Genomic DNA, 19,581 nt, shown 5'->3' with positions numbered 1-19,581 from the left:
CGGAATCTCCCTGCACGGGGATATCTGACGAGAGATGGGATTCCCTCGCGCATTTCCGTCGCCGGAGGACATGGGTTCCCGGAATTCTCGGGACGGAGGCGGTCGGGGAGCGGTGGGCCGGTGACTGTCGGTGTGTCACGGAATTGGCCGCGGTGCGCTGTTGAGCACGTCACACCGGAATTTCCGGTCCGGCCCCGGGGGCAGCGCCCGCACTGGCTAGGATGGCAGGCGAATCCGGTCAATTCTGAACATCATTTGAAGGCGCGCCCTCGGTAACGCGTCGCACCTGTGCTAGGAGCTCCCGTGGGATCTGCCCGCAGCGCGTCGCGTCGGCGCGTCTGGAACGTGCTCAAATTGCTGTTCCTGGTGATCGTGCTCGTTGCGGCCGGCAACGCGCTCTACCCGGCCTGGCGCGCCGCGCATCCCGATCCGAGCGATCTGACCATCCGGCACAGGACCGAGCCGACGGCCGTGGTCCCGGTGGCCAAGCCGTGGCTGGAGGTCATCAACAGCTCCAAGAAGGCGATCCCGCTCAACGAGGTGACGCTCCGGTACTACTTCACCGCGGACGGGGGCGTCCCGTACGGCTTCAACTGCGTGGAGGCCGCGGTCGGCTGCGCGAACATCGACGGCACCATCGTCGCGCTTGCCAACCCGTCGGACAAGGCAGACCACTACCTGGAGCTCAGCTTCACGGCGGGCGCCGGCAGCCTGCAGCCCGGGGTCAACAGCAAGGGCATCCAGCTCCAGCTCTACCGTCTCGACCACCAGGACCTGAACCAGGCCGACGACCGCTCGTTCGAGCCCGCCAACACCAGCTTCAAGCCCGCGAAGCTGGTCACCGCGTACATAGCCGGCAAGCTCGCCTGGGGCGACCAGCCCGCCGACTCCACCGCGGCGTCGGGCCAGCCGGCCGCCGCGGCGAACCCGAAGCCGGCCGCGCCGGCCGGGATCGCGTTCGACAACTTCCACTACAGCGGCGCGACCGACCCGGCCCTGGTCAAGCACGGCTGGCGGATCCGGACCAGCAAGGGCGGTCCGGGCGTGGCCGACACCTGGTCGGCGGCGGGCGTCAGCTTCCCGGCCGAGCCCACCGCGCAGGGCGGGCAGACGCTGCAGCTGAGGGCCAGCACCGACGGGACCAAGCAGGGCACCACCCAGGCCCAGGTCGACAACGCCGACACCGACTTCCTGACGGGCACCTACGCCGCCCGGATCTTCTTCAGCGACCAGCCCAGCAGCGGTCAGCCCGGCGACCACATCAACCAGTCGTTCTACACGATCTCCTCGAACGACTCGCTCTACAGCGAGCTGGACAACGAGTACATGCCGAACGGCGGCTGGGGTTCGCCCGGCCCGGTGCTGGACACCACCAGCTGGTACAGCGCCAAGAACGGCGACCGGGTGACCCGTCGGCACAACGCGAGCCTGCAGGGCTGGCACACCATCGTGATCACCGCCGTCAAGGGCGTCGCGACCTACTCGCTGGACGGCAAGGAGCTGTTCAGCAGCAACGGGAAGTACTTCCCGCGCCAGACGATGGGCGTCAACTTCAACACCTGGTTCGTGGACCTGCCCTTCAAGGGCCAGCGCAGCTGGGACATGAAGATCAACTGGTTCTACTACAACGCCAACCAGGCGATGTCCCAGGCGGACGTCGAGAAGACGGTCGCGGACTACTACAGCAGCGGCACCAATTACATCAACACCGTCCCCAAGTCCTGACCCGAAACTCCCCGGTCCCCGGGCCGCGGCCGGACCGCGACCCGGGGACCCGGTCCTCGAACCCGGGGACCGTACACAGAAGGACCGCCAGGGGCCGTGGAGAATCGTTCCGCTACGCTCCTCGGCTGGGGTGGGTGGAACGCTGCGGTCAGGACGCCTGAGTGCGCGCGCCTTCCGCCGGTCCGATCGCACACAGGAGCCAACCATGAGCCACGAGCCGACCCAGAGCCCGTTCGGACTCCGGACGCCCCCCGCCGGGCTCCTGAGCGGTAGCGGTGTGAGCAGGCGCTCGGCTCTGCGGCTGGCCGGCGCCGGCGGGCTCCTCGCGGCCGGCGGCACCCTGCTCACCGGCTGCGGGGACGACCCCGCGGCCGGCTCCCCCGCGACGGCGGCGAGCACCGCCGCGGCGTCGGCGTCGGCCACCGGCAAGCCCAAGGAGGCCGGTTCCGACCTGCCGATCCTCACCCCGGCCGGGTACAACCCCAGCAGCCGCCGGGCCACCTGGTCCCAGCAGTTCCAGACCGGACACGGCTGGTCGGCCGGCGGTGCGGGCACCGCGGGCTACGAGCTGAACGACGCCTCGCTGTTCCTGCAGGGCACCCAGTCGGTGCGGGTCACCACCGACGGGTCGGGCCGGCAGTCCTACGTCCGCCGGACCGGGATGCCGAAGCTGGACCTCACCAACAAGATGATCAGGCTGACGCTGCGCGTCGACGACACCACCCACCTGCACAAGCTGGGCTTCTACCTGGGCACCGGCTCGCTGGCCAACAACTTCCAGTGGCAGTTCCACACCCACTCCACCAAGGCGGCGAACTACGTCCAGTCCGGTGAGTGGGTGGTGGTGCACCTGCAGTGGGCCGACGTCACCAACACGGCCGGGTCCTTCAGCCTCTCCCCGGTCGGAGTGCCGTCCGCCACCTCGGGCTTCACCGACATGTCGTTCGTGGCCTACGACGACGCGAACAGCCGGGTCACCTACCACCTGCAGTCCGTGGAGATCCTCCCGGACACCCGCACCATCTTCCCCCGCGGCGCGGTGTCCATCACCTTCGACGACTCCTACAGCTCGGTCTTCGACCTCGCCCGGCCGGTGATGAACAGTCACGGCTTCCCCGGCACGATGTACAACATCGCGCAGGCGGCGGGCACCGCCAACTACCTGACCATCGACCAGATGCGGACGATGCAGGAGTCCTCGGGCTGGGAGATGGCCGGGCACGCCTACTCCACCGCCGCCCACAACTCCGGCTACAACCAGCTCACCTCGCAGCAGGTGGACGAGGACATGGGCAAGCTGCGGGACTGGCTCACCTCCAACCGCTTCAGCACCGAGAACTTCGCCTATCCGCACGGCGCGTTCCAGGAGACCTCGGACGGGGTCGGCGTCGACCGGATCGCCAGCCGGCACTTCAGCACGGCCAGGTCGATCATCTACGAGACGATCGAGTCGTTCGCCCCGGCCATGCCGTACCGGCTCAAGGCTCTGACCGGGCTCAACGACGGTGACAACGTGGGCGGTTCGACGCTCGCCGAGGTGATCGGCCCGGGCGGCAAGCTGGACCGCTGCGCGAAGAGCGGGGACTGGCTGATCCTCTGCTTCCACGACATCGTGGCCGGCAGCCCGGTGGCCAGCACCCAGATCAGCCAGGCCGGCGTCACCAAGGTGATGGAGGCGATCGCCGCCCGCGGCATGCCGGTGGTCACCATCTCCGAGGCGATGAAGCACTACTCCTGACCCCGGTACGGAACGAGGGGCTCCCGGGCGTGTGCCCGGGAGCCCCTCGTCGCGTCGTTCCCGGTACCGCGCCCGGGGGGCGGTCAGGCCCGGCTGCCGCTCATGGCCGGCTCGGCCTCGTCCTCGTTCCACATGGCCGAGTAGTCGCCGCCCTGGCCGGACTGCACGGTGACCTCCACGCCGGCCTCGCGGGTGCCCCACTTGCCCTTGTTGAGGGTGACCAGGGCGTACATCCGCAGCGGCGTCAGCAGCGTCAGCTGGATCACGCCGTAGACCGGCGCCAGCATGAACATCCCGAACCGCTTGATCAGCCCCATGTTGCGCCGGGGGAAGTCGAGGTAGCGGACGTTGCGCAGGTAGCCCATCAGGACCATGAACATCAGGTAGTCGCCGATGTGGCGCATGAACCCGACCGGGTCGAGGACCGGACTGATGACCAGGGAGTAGAGCATCGCGGTGCCGAAGACGAGCCACAGGCCCATCTCCATCACGGTGAGCCAGAACGCCGGCCGGGTGATCCGCTGGTTGCGCAGCGCCCACAGCGACTCCCGGAAGAACGACTTGTTCCACCGGACCTGCTGGCGCAGGAAGTGCGGGAGCTTCTCCGGGACGGCGGTGTAGCCGACGGCGGTCTCCTGGAAGACCACCTGCCCCTCGGTGAGGCAGTAGTTGGTCATCCGCCGGTCGTCGCCGAACACCGCCGGCTTACCCAGGAACTGCTGGTTCAGGAAGTCCGGGAGGTACTTGCGGACCAGGTCGCCGCGGTAGGCGGAGAGCGCGCCGCAGCAGCACAGCACGGACTTCAGCTGGGAGTAGGCGGCCCGCTCGAAGAGGAACGAGTTGCCGTACCGCAGGTCCTGCAGGCGGGTGAAGATGTTGGCGTCGTGGTTGAGCGCCAGGACCATCCCGGTCGAGGCCATCACCCGGTCGTCGACCAGCGGGACGATCAGCTCGCGGACGGTGTCCCTGGTCAGCACGGTGTCCGAGTCGACGCACAGGAAGACGTCCGAGTACGGGGCGTCCAGGAACCCGCGCGCCAAGGCCTCGCGCTTGCCCCGGTTCTCGGGCTGCGCGCTCACCTTGAAGATCACCCCGGCGAGTTCGAACTCGCGGGCCATCCGCCGGGCCACGGTGAGGCCGCCGGGGTCGGCGCTGGAGTCGTCGATGATGTGGACCTCGTTGGGCAGCCGGCTCTGGGCGAGCAGGCTGCGCAGGCCCTGCTCGAACATGGACGGGTCCTCGTTGTAGATCGGCAGGACCGCCGTCACCCACATCTCGTCCAGGCGCTGGAGCTCGGGCGTCGTCGCCCGCCGCGGCCGGTAGAAGAGTGCCAGGAACATCTTGACCGACAGCAGCCCGACCGCGGCCAGCGAGTACAGGTGGACGGAGGAGGCGTCCATCTTGGTGGCGATGAACGCGGCCAGCGCCACGAACACCACGTACGAAACCTTCAGGTGCCGTTTCTTGCGGTGCCCCTGCCGGCCGCCGCGGCGCCGGGCCGGGGCCGCGGCGGAGGCGGGCAGCTCGCGGTCGTCGTCGTTGCGGTTGCGGCTCACAGCTGTACCGCCTTCGGGTGCCCGCTGGTCCTGCCGCGGGTGTCGAAGAGCAGCTCGGCGCGGTCGGCGAGGGCGGCGAGGTCGATGGTGCTGTGCGGTTGCAGCAGGATGGTCAGGTCGGCCTCGGCCGAGGCCGCCAGATAGTCCGTCACCCGGGCGACCGGTTCGCCGGCCACCGCCCAGTCGGCCACGTTGGGGTCGTAGTAGCGGATGTCGGCGCCGCGGCGCCGCAGTTCGAGCGCGACGGCGGTGGCCGGCGTCTCCCGCTGGTCCGATATGTCCGGCTTGTAGGTGACGCCCAGCAGCAGCACCCGGGCGCCTCGCACCGCCTTGGCCCGCTCGTTGAGCAGGTCGGCGGCCCGGTGCACGACGTGGACGGGCATCCGCTGGTTGATCTCCTGGGCCAGTTCGACGAACCTGAACGGGATGCCCAGCGACTTGACCTTGTAGGAGAGGTAGTTCGGGTCGATCGGGATGCAGTGGCCGCCGACCCCGGGCCCCGGGTAGAACGGGGCGAAGCCGAAGGGCTTGGTGGCCGCGCAGCGGATGGCGTCCCACAGGTCGACGTCGATCTCCCGGCAGAACATCGCCATCTCGTTGACGAGGGCGATGTTGACGTGCCGGTAGGTGTTCTCCAGGAGCTTGGCCATCTCCGCCTCGCGCGGACTCCTGGCCTCCACGACCTCGTTGACGAACCGCTCGTAGAACCCGCGGGCCGCCTTGGTGCACTCGGGGGTGCAGCCGCCGACCACCTTCGGGGTGTTCTCCAGGCCGAAGGACGGGTTCCCGGGGTCGATGCGCTCGGGGGAGAAGGCGAGGTGGAAGTCGGTGCCGGCCCGCAGGCCGGCGGCCTCCAGGGCCGGGCGCACCACGTCGTCGGTGGTCCCGGGGTAGGTGGTCGACTCCAGGACGACCAGCGTGCCGGGCTGCAGGTGCCCGGCCACCGTGGCGACGGCGCTGTCCACCGCGCGCAGGTCCGGCGCGCCGTGCTCGGTGAGGGGGGTGGGGACGCAGATCACCACGGTCTCGGCGGAGGCGATCACCGAGCCGTCGGTGGTCGCCCGGAAGCCCTGCTCGCGCATGGCCGCGAGATCGGTGTCGGAGATGTCGTCGACGTGCGAGCACCCGGTGTTGAGGCCGTCCACCACGGCGGCGCTGCGGTCGAGACCGATCACCCGCAGTCCGGCCCGCGCGGCCCCCCGGGCCAGCGGAAGTCCGACGTATCCCAGGCCGATCACCACGAGATCGGCTTCTCTGCGGGACTTCATGACGCCTGCTACTCCAAAGGTCTGGTCAAGAGACATAAAACGGTGCTCTGCCCGGTTCGCCGGAGGAATTTCCGCTCACGGCGCCTTTCGTCGCCCCCCGGAATATGTCGGATGTTCACGCTCGAAGTCCCGGCTCCGGCTGTGGATCATTCTCCCGGACCGGGCAGCGGTGCGATCCTTCCCACCCCCGAGACGGTCGCCAGGAGAACTGCCTGACTTCCGTGAAGATGTTCGCACAGTGCTGTGGGGGTGGTCGGGGCAGGGGGGTGGGGAGGATGGTGATGCACATCACACGCCCCTGGGGGTCGGCCCGCTATGTCCTCCAAGCGGGCAGTTGATGCATAAACCGAAAGCTCGGGGTTTATTGTCCGCATTTAGCCGGAAATGCATCGATGGGGCGAGGGCGGTGAGGCGGACGCCCCGAAGGCGCCGTCGGTTCCCGGCGTTCAGGCCCGCGGCAGGCCCGTCCGGGGGGAAGCGGTCCGGTCCGCTCCCGCTGCGCGGCGGACCGACCGCCGCCCACGGTACCGGCGGCCGGGCAGCCGGCCGGCCCGCGCCGGGGTGAGGAACGCGGGCCGGTAGGGGAGATCGAATACCGCGGGCGCGGGGGCCGGAAGATCACCGGCCAACCCTCTCGGCGAGCTGTTCCCGATGCCGGGTGATCGTTCACCGAAAGCCGCGCCACGGGTGTGCCGGGGACAATTCCGCCGGTCGGGCCGGAGGCCGGGATCACCTCACGGGAATTCCCCGGGCCGCAGGCGGCTCAGGCGGCGTCCGACGCGCCCCGGGCGCGGTGGTCGGCGAGCGCCTGCCACACCTTGTCCCGCAGGAACGGCGCCTCGGTGAAGCGGATGCCGGTCGCGTCGCGCAGCGCGTTGGCGAAGGCGGGCGGGACGGGGTTGAAGGGGCTCTCGCTCATCGACTTGGCGCCCAGCGGGCCGATCGCGTCCGAGGTCCGGCTGAAGTGCACCTCGGTGCGCGGGATGTCGGCGTACGCGGGCAGCCGGTAGCGGCGGAAGGCGGCCGTGGTGACCTCACCGCGTCCGTCCACCAGGACCTGTTCGAACAGGGTGGCGCCGAGTGCCTGGGCGACGCCGCCCTCGACCTGGCCGCGGCACTGCAGCGGGTTCATCACCCGGCCGGCGTCGGCGCCGTGGACGCTGCGCAGGATCCTGATCTCCCCGGTGTCCGGGTCCACGGCGAGCCGGAACCACTGCGAGTTGAACGCCACCGACCTCGGGGTGCCGCCCCAGTGCCCGTCCGCGGCGAGCAGCACGCCCTTGCTATGGGCGGCCTCGAAGATCTCCTTGAGCGATACCGTCCGGCCGTCGCACTCCACGGCGTCGGCCAGCAGCCGCACCAGGCTGCGCTGGGTGCGGGCGTACTCGGCGGTGAAGGACAGGATCTGCTCGGCGAGCGCGTTGGCGGCCTTCATCACGGCCTTGCCCGCCACCACCGTGCCCGCCGAGCCGAACGCGCCGGTGTCGTGCCCGACCACGTCGGTGTCGGACTGGCGGACGGCGATCCGGTCGACCGTGGTGCCGAGCGCCCCGGCGGTGATCTGCTGGTGCACGGTGGTGGTGCCGTTGCCGAACTCGGCCGTGCCGACGGCGATGTCGTAGGTGCCGTCCTCCATCAGCTTCACCGTGGCGTCGGCGAAGTGGCCGCCGGGCGGCCCGGTGGCGATCGCGGACATCGCGAACCCCTGGCCCACCAGCCAGCCCTCGGGCGCCAGTTCGGCGCTGCGGTCGTCGGCCAGGGCGTCGCGCACCACCTGCAGGCACTGGTCGAGGCCGTAGCTGGCGATGTGCAGGTCCTCCTCCTCGCCCGCCGGGCCCTCCATGTGCTCGCCCGGGCCGATGACGTTCTTCTCGCGCAGGACCAGCGGATCGATGCCCAGGCGCCGGGCGAGCTCGTCCATCGCCGATTCCACGGCGAAGGTGACCTGGCCGAGCCCGTAGCCGCGGAACGCCCCGGCGGGCACGGCGTTGGTGTAGACGGAGTACGCGTTGACCTTCTTGTGGGGCGCCCGGTACACGCCCATCGACTCGCCGACGCTGTGGAACATCACCGCGGGCCCGTGGTTGCCGTACGCCCCGGTGTTGGCGACCACCCGGAACTGCAGCGCCGTCAGGATGCCGTCCCTGGTGGCCCCGACCTTCACCGTGACCGTGAACGGGTGCCGGGTGGTCGCGCCGTAGAACTGCTCGGGACGGGTGAACTCCAGCTTCACCGGCCGGTGCAGCTTCAGCGCCGCCAGCACCGCGATGTCCTCGGTGAGCATCTCCTGCTTGCCGCCGAAGCCCCCGCCGACCCGGCCCGCGACCACCCGGACCCTCTCCGGCGGCAGGTCGTACAGGTCGCACAGCGCCCGCCGGGTCAGGAACGGCACCTGGGTGCTGGAGCGCACCACGATCCGCTCCTCGCCGCTCTCCTCGTTCTCCTCGAAGTAGACGACGCAGCCGTGCGTCTCCAGGCTGGCGTGCTGCACCCGCTGCGTCCGGAAGGTCTCCTCGTAGACCACGTCGGCCTCGGCGAAGCCCTGCTCGACGCTGCCCAGCTCGCCGTGCACCTCGCCGCAGACGTTGTTCTCGGCGCGGAAGATCCGGGACTCCGGGCCCTTCGGGTGGATCACCGGCGCGCCGGGCAGCATCGCCAGCTCCGGGTCGACGACGTACGGGAGCTCCTCGTACTCGACGACGATCCGCCGGCACCCCTCCTCGGCGGCGCCCTCGCTGTCCGCGACCACGGCCGCCACCCGCTGGCCGACGAAGCGCACCACGTCGTCCAGCACCCGGGTGTCGTCCGGGTCCTCGGTGGGGTGCTCGTGCCGGGCCGAGGAGTACAGCTTGTCCGGGGCGTCGTGGTGGGTGAACACGGCGTGCACCCCGGGCACCCGCAGCGCGGCGGAGGTGTCGATGGACAGGATCCGGGCGTGCGGGTGCGGCGAACGCAGCAGCTTCATGTTCAGCAGCCCCTCGACCTCGAGGTCGAAGGTGTACCGGGCGGTCCCGGTGACCACCAGCGGCCCGGCCGGCGCCCCCGGGCTGCGGCCCACCGCCTGGCCCGCGCACGGCTCCTCGGCGTGCTTGACCCCGCGGATCGAGTCCTCGATCGCGCGGTAGCCGGTGCAGCGGCACAGGTTGCCCTTCAGCGACCGGGGCAGGTCGGTGAGCTGCTCGGCGTCCAGGGCGGAGGCGGTCATCAGGAAGCCGGCCGTGCAGAACCCGCACTGGAAGCCCTGCGCGTCCAGGAACCGCTGCTGCATCGGGTGCAGTTCGCCGTCCTTGGCCAGCCCCTCGACGGTGGTCACCGAACGGCCCTCGGCCCGGACGGCCGGGTACAGGCAGCTGTGCACCGGCTCGCCGTCGACCTGCACGGTGCAGGCGCCGCAGTCGCCGGCGTCGCAGCCCTTCTTCACCCCGAACCAGCCGCGTTCGCGCAGATAGGTGCGCAGGCACTGGCCGGGGCGGGGCTCGGCGTCGAAGTCCTGCTCGTTGACGCGGATCGCGTAGCTCATCGTCCGGCCTCCTCGGTCGGTGCGGAGTCGGGGTGGGCACAGTGGGGGTGGGCACAGCTGGCGGGGGCGCACCCGGCGGGCGCGGCCAGTTCGCGGCGGATCTCCTCCGCGTAGCGGAGCGTCATGTGGCGCCGCCACGCGGGCAGCCCGTGGATGTCGTCGAACCACTCGTCCGGTGCCACCGCGTGGTCGACCGCCTCACGGACGGCCGCCGCGTTCGGCGACGGCGGGAACCAGACCCGCACCGGCCGCACGGTCGAGGCGCTGACGGTGATGGTCAGCGAGCCGTCGACAGGGTCGAGGGTGCCGATCACCAGCGCCCCCGAGCGGCCCAGCCCGTACAGCGACGCCTGCCGGAAGGCGGTCCGGCCGGCCAGCACCCGGGCCGGCAGGGTGACCGAACGCAGCAGCTCGCCCCGCTGCAGGACATTGCGGCCCGCGCCGACGACGAAGTCGGCGACCCGGACGGTGCGCATCGACCCGGCCTGGTCGCGCAGCAGACAGGTGCCGTCCAGGGCGGCGGCCAGCGAGATCATCGGCCCGGCGGGCAGCGAGTTGCACAGGTTGCCGCCGAAGGTGGCCATGTTCCAGATCTTCCACGAGGCCAGGAACGCCCGGCAGCACTGCTCGAACAGCGGCGCCGCCGCCCAGCGGGCGGGCTTCGGGAAGCGGGAGAGCTGGGCGATCGTGCAGGTGGCGGCGATCTCCAGGGAGTCGTCGGCGGTGATCCGCAGTGGCTCCCAGCCGGTCCGGCTCAGGTCGATCAGCCGGCGGATGTGGGGCTGCGGCTCGGAGAACAGGTACGTGCCGCCGCCGAGCCAGGCGTCGCCCGGCAACCACACGTAGTGACGGCGGGCGTCACGTACCTCCTGCACCGTGTTCAGATCCACGTCGTCCCACCGTTCTCGACAGCTCGATACGGCGATTGAAGCAACGCGTCACCTGCCCGGACGAGTGGTGCCGCACACCGCCGCACCGGTCCTCGCCTGGAGGATCGACCAGTCGGGACCGGGCCGCCCGGACTACCGAACGGGCAGGTGGGAGGCCCGGGAACGGGCCGGACGGCCGACGCCGTACGGGACGGCGCTGCGGGACCGAGAGGGCGGGGGACGGATCAGGCGGCTGCGCCCAGCGCCCGGGCCAGCAGGCGGCCCCGGTGGGTGCCGATGCCCCGGCCGTCGGCGCAGGGCGCGCCGGGAACGGCGGAGCCGGGGACGGTGAGCCGGCCGGCCAGGGCCGGCCGGAGCCCGCGGGGGGTGCCGACGGCCGCGAGCGCGGCGGCGACCGTCACGGCGGCATCGGACGGCAGGGCGGCGGCCCGCAGCGCGGGCAGCAGGAGCAGCAGCCGCGGGTGCCGGGCGGTGACCCCGCCCTGGCCGCCCGGGTGCCGGGCGGCGTGCAGCAGCTCCGGCCAGCTCAGACCGGGGCCGGCCGGCTCCGCGCCGGTACGGGCCAGCAGCCGCGGCCCGGCCCAGCCCGGATGGACCAGGAGCAGATCGAGCCCGGCACGGCCGGGAACGGCCAGCACGGTGTGGTCGTGCTCCAGCGGCAGCCGGGCGACCGGCCGACCCGCCGCGGCCGCGAGAGCCGCCCCGGCCTCGGCGGCCTGCGCCGGGGTGACCCCGAAGGCCTCCGGCCCGGCGTCGGCCCCGCCCCCGCCGCGGGCGTCCGCGGGCAGGGCGCCTCCGCCGGCTGTGGCCGGCCGCAGTGCGTACCGGGGCAGGTAGGAGGCCCAGAAGCCGGGCAGCGCCTGCGGCCCCTCGTCCGGCTCGGGCAGCCCGTCGACCTCTCCAGGGATCAGCACGGGGCCATCCTGGCATCCGGCGCCGACATCCGGGAGAGGGCCTCGGGCCCGTCCGGCGGTTCGCGGCGGACCGGGACACGGCCCCGGCTGCCAGGTACCGGCCGCCCGGTACCTGTGCCGGTACCGGTGCCGGGCCGGGGCCGGTCAGGCGTACGGCTCGCCGGCGGCGCGCGGGCCGTGCAGGGTGCGCTGGGCCTCGGTGATGGCGAGGTCGTTGATCGAGGCCTCCCGGCGGCTCATCAGGCCGTCCGCCGCGAACTCCCACAGCTCGTTGCCGTGGCTGCGCCACCACCGGCCGTCGGCGTCCCGCCACTCGTAGCGGAACCGGACGGCGATCCGGTTGTCGGTGAAGGACCACAGGTCCTTGCGGAGGGCGTAGTCGAGTTCGGTCTCCCACTTGTGGGTGAGGAAGGACTCGATCTCGGCCCGGCCGGTGATGAACCGGTCGCGGTTGCGCCAGACGGAATCCGGTGTGTACGCGAGTGCGACCCGGCGCGGGTCGCGGGTGTTCCAGGCGTCCTCGGCGGCCTGGACCTTGGCGCGGGCGGTCTGCGCCGTGAACGGCGGCAGCGGGGGACGGACGGGTTCGGACACGGAGGCTCCTGACCTCGGCGGACTGCGATCACCTAACCCTTGAATAATCCAGCAACGGTTAGGCTCGGGCAAGTGTCTTGCCTCCCGGGCACGTCCGATCCGGCGTCAGGTCGGCTATCGTGTCCGGCCGAAGCGGCGTCGAGCCGAACCGGCTTCTCCGGAGAGGCAGTTGAGGACGGCCATGGGAGTCGGCAGGATCGCGGCGACACGCAGGGGACACCGGCCCGGCCCGGTCGCCCGGCCCACCGCGGTGCCGAGGACCGCCGCCGGCCCCGCTCCCGCCGCCGTCCCCGCCGTCCCCGCCGTCTCCACCGGACCTGCCGTCCCCGCCCCCGGGGTCACCGCGCGGCTGCTCGCCCAGGGCACCACCGACGGCGCCGTCGCGGTCCGCAGCACCGGCCGCACCGATGTGGTGATGCGCGAGATCACCATCCAGCCCGGCGGCTCGACCGGCTGGCACTACCACCACGGCCAGCTGATCGCGGTGGTGCAGTCCGGCACGCTCACCCGCACCCTGGCCGACCGCACCGTGCAGACCACCACCGCCGGTCAGTCCTTCGTCGAACCCGCGGGACCCCGCCAGGTGCACAACGCCCGCAACCTCGGCACCGAGCCGGTCGTGCTGTACGTGACCTACGTCCTGCCCGCCGGCAGCCCGCTCGCCGTGGAAGCCGCCGACCCCGCCGCCGGCGGCCCGGACCGCCGCACCTGACCCCCGCGACCCGGCCCCCGCGCCCGGATCCCCGCGGCCCCGGCGCCCGCCCCCGGCCCAGGAGCCTCCGACCGGTCGCTGGCGTTGACGTCCGGGTCAAGGTCTACCGTCGGGGGCATGCGGATCGGCGAGCTGGCGGCGCGGGCGGGTACGACCACGCGCACTCTGCGGTACTACGAGTCGCGCGGACTGCTGCCCGCGCGGCGGTCGGTCAACGGCTACCGGGCCTACGACGAGGAGGACCTGCGGCTGCTGCGGCAGATCCGCACCCTCCAGGACTTCGGCTTCGAGCTGGAGGAGACCCGGCCGTTCGTGGAGTGCCTGCAGGCCGGGCACCCCGCGGGCGACGCCTGCCCGGCCTCGCTGGAGGTCTACCGCAGCAAGCTGGCCGAGCTGGACGACTGCCTCGCCCGCCTGCAGGCCGTCCGCGACCAGGTCGCCGCCCAACTCGCCCGGGCCGAACAGGAGCGGGCCGAACTGGAACGGGAGGCCGTCCGCCCGGGCGGGCCCGAACCGCAGTGCGAGCTGTCCACGCCGCGTGGGCCGCACCGGAACTGAGCACGGCAGACGAGAGGGGATCAGGAGATGCGAACGGACCTGGGAACGGAACTGCGGACCGTCACCGACGGCGACTTCGAGCAGGAGGTCCTGGCGGCCGACCGGCCGGTGCTGGTGGAGTTCACCGCCGACTGGTGCCCGCCCTGCCGGATGCTCGCGCCGGTGCTGGCCGAGGTCGCCAGGGAGGAGTCCGACCGCTTCGCGGTGGTCCAGCTCGACGTCGACACCAACCCGCAGACCCAGGCCGCGTACGCGGTCATGTCGATGCCGACGCTGATGCTGTTCAAGGCCGGCGAACCGGTCCGGACCCTGGTCGGCGCCCGCTCCAAGGCCAGGCTGCTGCGCGACCTCGCCGACCTGGTCTGAGCCGGCGTTTTTCCCCGGATCCCCGGCTGGCGCCTACCGTGGTGGGCACCATCCGGATCCGAAGGAGTCACCCCTCATGCCCGACCGCGACGCCGCGCTGGAGACCATCCAGCGGGAGCTCACCGCGTTCGCCCGCCGGGCCCGCCACAAGGCCGCCCAGCTGCACCCCGATCTCTCGCTGGTCACCTACAGCATGCTCGACCTGGTGAACGAGCGGGGCACCTGCCGGGGCGCCGACCTGGCCTCGCACTTCATGCTCGACAAGTCCACCGTCAGCCGCCAGGTCGGCGCCCTGGAACGGCTCGGCCTGCTGGCCCGGGAGGCGGACCCGGACGACCAGCGCGGCCAGCTGCTGCGGCTCACCGAGGCCGGTACCGAGCTGCTCGCCGAGGCGTACCAGCAGCGCCGCCGCTCCTTCACCAAGCGCTTCGAGTCCTGGTCGGACGAGGACATGGCGATGTTCGCCGGCTACCTGGTCCGCTACGGCGAGGCCGACTGAGCCCGCGGCCGCCCGCCCCGGAGCGTTGCCCCACCCGGGGCGGCCGGCTCGGCCAGGATGGGGCGCATGACCCGAATGACCGAGCCCGAGTGGCGCGAGTTCCTCGCCCACGGCACCCGCACCGGAAAACTCGCCACCACCCGCGCCGACGGCAGCCCGCACCTCGCCCCGGTCTGGTTCCTGCTGGACGGCGACGAGCTGGTCTTCAACACCGGCGGCACCACCGTCAAGGGCCGCAACCTGACCCGCGACGGCCGGGCGATGATCTGCGTCGACGACGACCGGCCGCCGTTCGCGTACGTGCTGGTGCGCGGCACCGCCACGGTCAGCGAGGACCTGGCCGAGGTCCGGGCCTGGGCCGGCCGGATCGCCGCCCGCTACATGGGCGAGCACCTGGCCGAGCAGTACGCCGCCCGCAACGGCGTCCCGGGCGAACTGCTGGTCAGGCTGAGGATCGACCGGGTGATCGCCGAGAGCGGCGTCGCGGACTGACCCGGGCCGTCGGCCCGCCGGGCCGGTGCCACGGGCGGGCCCGCCGTCAGCGCGGGACGGCGGGCTCCCGGGCACCGTCCCGCTCCCGCTCCCGCTCCTGCTCACGGTCCTGCTCCCGTTCCCGTCCTCGCCCGAACACCGCCGCCGCCAGCGCCAGCCCGGCCACCGCACCCACCGACTGCGCCACCACGAAGCCCGGGACCGAGCCCGGCGCGATCCCCGTGAACCCGTCGCTCAGCGCCCGCCCGAAGGTCAGCGCCGGATTGGCGAAGCTCCCCGAGGACGTCCCCCAGCACGCCGCCCCGATCCAGGCCGCCACCGCCACCGGGAGCAGCCGCGCCCGCCCGCTGCGCACCAGCCCCGACACCAGCAGGATCAGCACCCCGGTCGCCGCCGACTCCGCCAGCCACAGGTGCCCGGCCGACCGCCGCTGCCCCGACAGCTCCAGGAACGGCCGCCCGAACATCACGTTCGCCAGCCCGCTCCCCGCCACCGCGCCCGCCAGCTGCGCCAGCACGTACGCGCCCAGCTCGCGGGCGGTCGGCCCGGTACCGCTGCGCCGCCCGGTCCACCAGGCGGCGGCCGACACCAGCGGGTTGAAGTGCCCGCCGGACACCGGCGCGAACAGGGCGATCAGCAGGGCCAGTGCCAGCACCGAGGCCGACACGTTGGCGAGCAGTTGCACCCCGCCGTCCCGGCTCAGGCCGACGGCCCGGAAACCGGAGCCGACCAGGACGGTGGCCAGCACCGCGGTGCCGACGGCCTCGGCGGCCAGGCGCCGGGACAGCGGAGTCGTCATCATGGCGTTCATCGTGGTCAGCGGCGGTGTGCGGGGACAATTGGCCGGTGCACCGAAGAGCGGGGCACTCTCCGCGCGTTCCGCTAGGAGACTCGTACGGCGTGCGCCCCGGCACCCGTGCCCCGGCCGGGACCGCCGGGACCGCCGGGTCCGCCGGGTCCGCCGCTGCCGCTTGACCCTCACGCGACGTGAGGATCCAGGCTGGAGCCACACGAGGAGGGAGGAACCCCGATGCCCCCGACGGACAGCTACACCGTGGGACGGCTCGCCGAGATCGCCAAGGTGACGGTGCGGACCCTGCACCACTACGACGAGATCGGCCTGCTGTCCCCCGGCGGCCGCACCCCGGCCGGGTACCGGCGCTACGGCGAGGCGGACCTGGACCGGCTGCAGCAGATCCTGTTCTACCGCGAGCTCGGGTTCCCCCTGGAGCAGATCGCCGCCATCCTGGACGACCACTCGGTCGGTCCGGCCGAGCACCTGCGCCGGCAGCACCGGCTGATCGGTGAGCGGATCGGACACCTCCAGGAACTGGCCGCGGCGGTCGAACGAGCGATGGAGGCGAGGACGATGGGAATCCGACTGACCCCGGAGGAGAAGTTCGAGGTGTTCGGCCCGGACTACGACGAGAGCTGGGAGGCCGAGGCCGAGCAGCAGTACGGCGGCTCCGAGGCCTGGGCGCAGTCCCAGCGGCGCACGTCCGGGTACGGCAAGTCCGACTGGGAGGCCGTCAAGGCGGAGACGGACGCGCTGATGGCGCGCCAGGCGGAGGCCTTCCGGGCGGGGGTGCCGGCGGGCTCGGTCCGGGCCATGGACCTGGCCGAGGAGCACCGACGGCAGATCACGGCGCGGTTCTACGACTGCAGTTACGAGATCCACCGCGGGCTCGCTGCGATGTACCTCGCCGATCCGCGCTTCACCGCCACCTACGAGAAGGTGGCGGTGGGCCTCGCGCAGTGGACGCACGACGCCATCATCGCCAACGCCGACCGCCACACCGGCGGCTGACCGGCGGCCGAGCGGACGCCGACCGGCGTCAGGCGACCCCGCGTCCGAAGGTGCGCCGGTAGGCGGTGGGGGAGGTGTGCATGGTGCGGCCGAAGTGGTGCCGGAAGGTCGCCGCACTCTCGAAGCCGACCGCACCGGCGATCTCCTCGACCGTGCCGTCCGGCGCCTCCAGCAGTGGCAGGCTGGCCGCGATGCGCTGGGTGACCACCCAGCGCATCGGGCTGGTGCCGTTGCGGGCGGTGAAGTGGCGCAGGTAGGAGCGGTCCGACATCCGGGCGGCCCGGGCCAGCAGCGGCACGGTGAGCGGTGCCGCGAGGTGGTCCAGGGCCCACCGCATGGAGCGGGCGATGCCGTCGTCCTGCTCCTCGACCGGCTTGACCGCCGCCTCGATGAACTGCGCCTGGCCGCCGTCCCGGTGCGGCGGGACGACGAACCGGCGGGCCACCGTGTTGGCGACCCGCGCACCGTGGTCGCGCCGCACCAGGTGCAGGCACAGGTCGATGCCGGCGGCGCTGCCCGCGCTGGTCAGGATGGTGCCGTTGTCCACGTACAGCACGTCGGGGTCGACCCGGACGGCCGGGTAGCGCTGCTGGAGCAGTTCCGCGTACCGCCAGTGGGTGGTCGCGGACAGGCCGTCCAGCAGCCCGGCGGCGGCCAGGGCGAACGCGCCGGAGCAGATCGAGACGATCCGGGCGCCCCGTTCGTGGGCCGTGCGCAGCGCGGTGACCAGGCCCGGGGAGGGCTCGCCGCCGAACGGGTTGGCGACGCCCGGCACGATGACGGTGTCGGCGGCGGCCAGTTCGTCCAGCCCGTGTGGCGCGGTCAGGGTGAAGCCGCCGACCGCGTCGAGCGCCGTACCGGGCCGGTCGGCGCAGACCCTGACGTCGTACCAGGGCGCCGCCAGCAGGCCGGTCACCTCCGGCCTGGCCAGTGCGAACACCTCGACCACCACGCCCAGTTCGAACGGCGCCATGCCGTGGAAGGCGTACACGGCGACGGTGTGCACCGGTTCCGGGCGCCGTCCGATGGAGACGGCCACCGGGCCGCCGGTCCGCTGCTCGGCCACTGTGCTCCCCGGGGATGAAGGCTGGCGGGATCTTGGCGAGTGTAGTCGTCCACGCCACTGTCGGCCTCCGGTGCCCGAACCGGAGGATCGACCTGTCGGAACGCACCCGCAACAGACCGCCAGGAGTCCGCAGATGAGCGCCACTGTCTCCCCAGTGACCGAGATCCCCGCCCTCGCGCCCGAGCGCGCCTTCGCCCACTTCGCCGACCGGCTCGGCTGCCAGGCCGACCCGGCCGATGTCTGGTACGCCATGCGCGACGGCCTCCAGGACTTCACCGTGGTCGACGTCCGCGCCGAGGGGGCGCACCGCAAGACCCACCTGCCGGGCGCGGTCGGCCTGCCGCTCGACACGATCACCCCGGAGCGGGTCGCCGCGCTGCCGTCCGGCCTGCTGGTCGTCTACTGCTGGGGGCCCGCCTGCAACGGCTCCACCAAGGGCGCGATGCGGCTCGCGGCACTCGGCCGCGAGGTCAAGGAGATGATCGGCGGCCTGGAGTACTGGATCCGCGAGGGCTGGCCGACCGAGGGCCGCCGCCCGGTCGACCCGGCGACCGCGACGCCGGCCGACCTCGGCCTGGTCTGCTGAGGCCGCTCCCGCGCGCGGCAGCCCCCGGCCGACCGGCCGGGGGCTGCCGTGCTGGTGCGATCAGCGGATCAGCGAATCAGGGGATCAGCCCTTCAGCGCGGCCATCCAGGCCTCGACCTCCTCGGCGCGGCGCGGCAGCCCGGCCGAGAGGTTCTCGTTGCCGTCGGCGGTGACCAGGATGTCGTCCTCGATCCGGACGCCGATGCCGCGGTACTCCTCGGGCACGGTCAGGTCGTCCAGCTGGAAGTACAGGCCGGGCTCCACGGTCAGCACCATGCCGGGCACCAGCTCGGCGTCGACGTAGGACTCGCGGCGGGCGTGCGCGCAGTCGTGCACGTCCAGGCCGAGCATGTGCCCGGTGCCGTGCAGGGTCCAGCGGCGCTGCAGGCCCAGCTCCAGCACCTTCTCCACGTCGTACACCGAGGCGTCGAGCAGACCCCAGGCCAGCAGGCGCTCGGCGAGCACCCGCTGCGCGGCGTCGTGGAAGTCACGGAACCGGCCGCCGGGGCGGACCGCCGCGATACCGGCCTCCTGGGCGTCGTACACCGCGTCGTAGATCTTGCGCTGGAGGTCGTCGAAGCGGCCGTTGATCGGCAGCGTGCGGGTGACGTCCGCGGTGTAGAGGTGCTCGGTCTCCACGCCGGCGTCCAGCAGCAGCAGCTCGCCGGGACGCACGTCGCCGTCGTTGCGGACCCAGTGCAGGGTGGTGGCGTGCGGGCCGGCGGCGGCGATCGAGCCGTAGCCGACGTCGTTGCCCTCGACCCGGGCGCGGCGCCAGAAGGTTCCCTCGATCCAGCGCTCCGAGGTGGCCACGGCCTGGTCCAGCTCCCGGACCACGTCGGTGAAGCCCTTGACCGTCGCGGTGCAGGCGGCGCGCAGTTCGGCGACCTCCCACTCGTCCTTGACCAGCCGCAGGCCGCTCAGGAAGACCTTGAGCTCCTCGTCCCGGCCGGCGTCGAGCAGCTCGCCGAGGGCGCTCTCCAGCTCGGCGTCGTAGCCGCGCACGATCCGGGTCGGGCGGGCGTCGGCGGCCAGCTCCTCGGCGGCCTTCCGGACGTCCCGGCAGGGCAGGCCGTACAGCAGCTCGGCCTCGGCCAGGCTGTGCCGGCGGCCGACCCACAGCTCGCCGTAGCCGTCCAGCCAGAACTCGCCGTTCTCGCGGTTCGACCGCGGCCGCAGGTACAGCCGGAACTCGTGGCCGTCGCCGGCCGGGTCGCCGACCAGCACGGCGTCCTCGGTGCGGTCGCCGGTGAGGTGGACGTACTCGCTGGCCGCCCGGAACGCGTACTC

General features: G+C 72.4%; 18 protein-coding genes. 9 read left to right on the top strand and 9 right to left on the bottom strand.

Features of this window, described 5'->3' with window-relative positions; all coding sequences use genetic code 11:
* Positions 1-303: 303 nt before the first annotated feature.
* Together AB0D08_RS07980 and AB0D08_RS07975 are read left to right on the top strand one after the other, a co-directional pair.
* Positions 304-1,725 (top strand): cellulose binding domain-containing protein, encoded by a 1,422-nt coding sequence (locus AB0D08_RS07980; RefSeq protein ID WP_033817693.1) that lies wholly within the window; start codon positions 304-306, stop codon positions 1,723-1,725.
* Positions 1,726-1,930: 205 nt separating this feature from the next.
* Positions 1,931-3,463: a polysaccharide deacetylase family protein gene (locus AB0D08_RS07975; RefSeq protein WP_082526142.1), complete on the top strand. Its 1,533-nt coding sequence runs from the start codon at positions 1,931-1,933 to the stop codon at positions 3,461-3,463.
* An 83-nt stretch (positions 3,464-3,546) separates the two neighbouring features.
* On the opposite strand, the gene AB0D08_RS07970 is transcribed toward AB0D08_RS07975, so the two are convergent.
* The 6 genes from AB0D08_RS07970 to AB0D08_RS07945 form a co-directional block, all read right to left on the bottom strand.
* Positions 3,547-5,019, bottom strand: a complete 1,473-nt coding sequence (locus AB0D08_RS07970) for a glycosyltransferase (RefSeq protein ID WP_359886951.1) — start codon at positions 5,017-5,019, stop codon at positions 3,547-3,549.
* Complete coding sequence (locus tag AB0D08_RS07965; RefSeq protein ID WP_033817692.1) at positions 5,016-6,287, bottom strand: nucleotide sugar dehydrogenase; 1,272 nt, start codon at positions 6,285-6,287, stop codon at positions 5,016-5,018. Before AB0D08_RS07965 ends, AB0D08_RS07970 begins: the two co-directional genes overlap by 4 nt.
* Before the next feature lie 763 nt (positions 6,288-7,050).
* Complete coding sequence (locus AB0D08_RS07960) at positions 7,051-9,807, bottom strand: molybdopterin-dependent oxidoreductase (RefSeq protein WP_359886948.1); 2,757 nt, start codon at positions 9,805-9,807, stop codon at positions 7,051-7,053.
* Positions 9,804-10,697 carry an FAD binding domain-containing protein gene (locus AB0D08_RS07955; RefSeq protein ID WP_359886945.1) on the bottom strand — a complete coding sequence of 298 codons (894 nt, stop codon included), beginning with the start codon at positions 10,695-10,697 and terminating at the stop codon, positions 9,804-9,806. Before AB0D08_RS07955 ends, AB0D08_RS07960 begins: the two co-directional genes overlap by 4 nt.
* A gap of 224 nt (positions 10,698-10,921) precedes the next feature.
* Positions 10,922-11,611, bottom strand: a complete 690-nt coding sequence (locus AB0D08_RS07950; RefSeq protein WP_359886942.1) for a hypothetical protein — start codon at positions 11,609-11,611, stop codon at positions 10,922-10,924.
* A 144-nt stretch (positions 11,612-11,755) separates the two neighbouring features.
* Complete coding sequence (locus AB0D08_RS07945) at positions 11,756-12,205, bottom strand: nuclear transport factor 2 family protein (RefSeq protein ID WP_033823714.1); 450 nt, start codon at positions 12,203-12,205, stop codon at positions 11,756-11,758.
* 181 nt (positions 12,206-12,386) lie between these two features.
* Between AB0D08_RS07945 and AB0D08_RS07940 the strand changes: the two genes are divergently transcribed.
* From AB0D08_RS07940 to AB0D08_RS07920, 5 genes are all read left to right on the top strand, one after another.
* Entirely contained in the window at positions 12,387-12,917 is a 531-nt protein-coding gene (locus AB0D08_RS07940) for a cupin domain-containing protein (protein WP_359886940.1), read from the top strand.
* A 117-nt stretch (positions 12,918-13,034) separates the two neighbouring features.
* Positions 13,035-13,475 carry a MerR family transcriptional regulator gene (locus tag AB0D08_RS07935; RefSeq protein WP_359886937.1) on the top strand — a complete coding sequence of 147 codons (441 nt, stop codon included), beginning with the start codon at positions 13,035-13,037 and terminating at the stop codon, positions 13,473-13,475.
* A gap of 27 nt (positions 13,476-13,502) precedes the next feature.
* A complete protein-coding gene (trxA, locus tag AB0D08_RS07930; protein ID WP_033823712.1) occupies positions 13,503-13,841 on the top strand; it encodes a thioredoxin in 339 nt (112 codons plus the stop codon).
* Between the two features lie 76 nt (positions 13,842-13,917).
* Positions 13,918-14,340, top strand: a complete 423-nt coding sequence (locus tag AB0D08_RS07925) for a MarR family transcriptional regulator (RefSeq protein ID WP_033823711.1) — start codon at positions 13,918-13,920, stop codon at positions 14,338-14,340.
* Between the two features lie 75 nt (positions 14,341-14,415).
* Positions 14,416-14,832 carry a PPOX class F420-dependent oxidoreductase gene (locus tag AB0D08_RS07920; RefSeq protein ID WP_199520460.1) on the top strand — a complete coding sequence of 139 codons (417 nt, stop codon included), beginning with the start codon at positions 14,416-14,418 and terminating at the stop codon, positions 14,830-14,832.
* 46 nt (positions 14,833-14,878) lie between these two features.
* Here AB0D08_RS07920 and AB0D08_RS07915 read toward each other — a convergent pair whose 3' ends face one another.
* Positions 14,879-15,631, bottom strand: coding sequence for an aquaporin (locus AB0D08_RS07915; protein WP_359887034.1), 753 nt, complete (start codon positions 15,629-15,631; stop codon positions 14,879-14,881).
* A gap of 231 nt (positions 15,632-15,862) precedes the next feature.
* On the opposite strand from AB0D08_RS07915, the gene AB0D08_RS07910 reads away from it, so the two are divergent.
* Positions 15,863-16,639, top strand: a complete 777-nt coding sequence (locus tag AB0D08_RS07910) for a MerR family transcriptional regulator (protein ID WP_033823709.1) — start codon at positions 15,863-15,865, stop codon at positions 16,637-16,639.
* Between the two features lie 28 nt (positions 16,640-16,667).
* On the opposite strand, the gene AB0D08_RS07905 is transcribed toward AB0D08_RS07910, so the two are convergent.
* Entirely contained in the window at positions 16,668-17,705 is a 1,038-nt protein-coding gene (locus AB0D08_RS07905) for a helix-turn-helix domain-containing protein (RefSeq protein WP_233289277.1), read from the bottom strand.
* A 133-nt stretch (positions 17,706-17,838) separates the two neighbouring features.
* On the opposite strand from AB0D08_RS07905, the gene AB0D08_RS07900 reads away from it, so the two are divergent.
* A complete protein-coding gene (locus tag AB0D08_RS07900) occupies positions 17,839-18,291 on the top strand; it encodes a rhodanese-like domain-containing protein (protein WP_033823708.1) in 453 nt (150 codons plus the stop codon).
* Between the two features lie 84 nt (positions 18,292-18,375).
* Here the strand turns inward: AB0D08_RS07900 and AB0D08_RS07895 are convergent.
* The coding region (locus AB0D08_RS07895; protein WP_359886931.1) for an aminopeptidase P family protein at positions 18,376-19,581 on the bottom strand (1,206 nt) is incomplete at its 5' end.

Source organism: Kitasatospora sp. NPDC048540 (assembly GCF_040651175.1).
In the GTDB taxonomy this organism is placed as follows: domain Bacteria; phylum Actinomycetota; class Actinomycetes; order Streptomycetales; family Streptomycetaceae; genus Kitasatospora.
The sequence above is the reverse complement of the archived record's forward strand: the minus strand, read 5'-3'. Positions and strand labels throughout refer to the sequence as shown.

Coding starts and splice junctions, on each gene's coding strand:
- AB0D08_RS07975 (WP_082526142.1), top strand. CDS start 1,931: ATGAGCCACGAGCCGACCCAGAGCCCGTTCGGACTCCGGACGCCCCCC.
- AB0D08_RS07965 (WP_033817692.1), bottom strand. CDS start 6,287: ATGAAGTCCCGCAGAGAAGCCGATCTCGTGGTGATCGGCCTGGGATAC.
- AB0D08_RS07960 (WP_359886948.1), bottom strand. CDS start 9,807: ATGAGCTACGCGATCCGCGTCAACGAGCAGGACTTCGACGCCGAGCCC.
- AB0D08_RS07940 (WP_359886940.1), top strand. CDS start 12,387: ATGGGAGTCGGCAGGATCGCGGCGACACGCAGGGGACACCGGCCCGGC.
- AB0D08_RS07935 (WP_359886937.1), top strand. CDS start 13,035: ATGCGGATCGGCGAGCTGGCGGCGCGGGCGGGTACGACCACGCGCACT.
- trxA (WP_033823712.1), top strand. CDS start 13,503: ATGCGAACGGACCTGGGAACGGAACTGCGGACCGTCACCGACGGCGAC.
- AB0D08_RS07925 (WP_033823711.1), top strand. CDS start 13,918: ATGCCCGACCGCGACGCCGCGCTGGAGACCATCCAGCGGGAGCTCACC.
- AB0D08_RS07920 (WP_199520460.1), top strand. CDS start 14,416: ATGACCGAGCCCGAGTGGCGCGAGTTCCTCGCCCACGGCACCCGCACC.
- AB0D08_RS07915 (WP_359887034.1), bottom strand. CDS start 15,631: ATGACGACTCCGCTGTCCCGGCGCCTGGCCGCCGAGGCCGTCGGCACC.
- AB0D08_RS07910 (WP_033823709.1), top strand. CDS start 15,863: ATGCCCCCGACGGACAGCTACACCGTGGGACGGCTCGCCGAGATCGCC.
- AB0D08_RS07900 (WP_033823708.1), top strand. CDS start 17,839: ATGAGCGCCACTGTCTCCCCAGTGACCGAGATCCCCGCCCTCGCGCCC.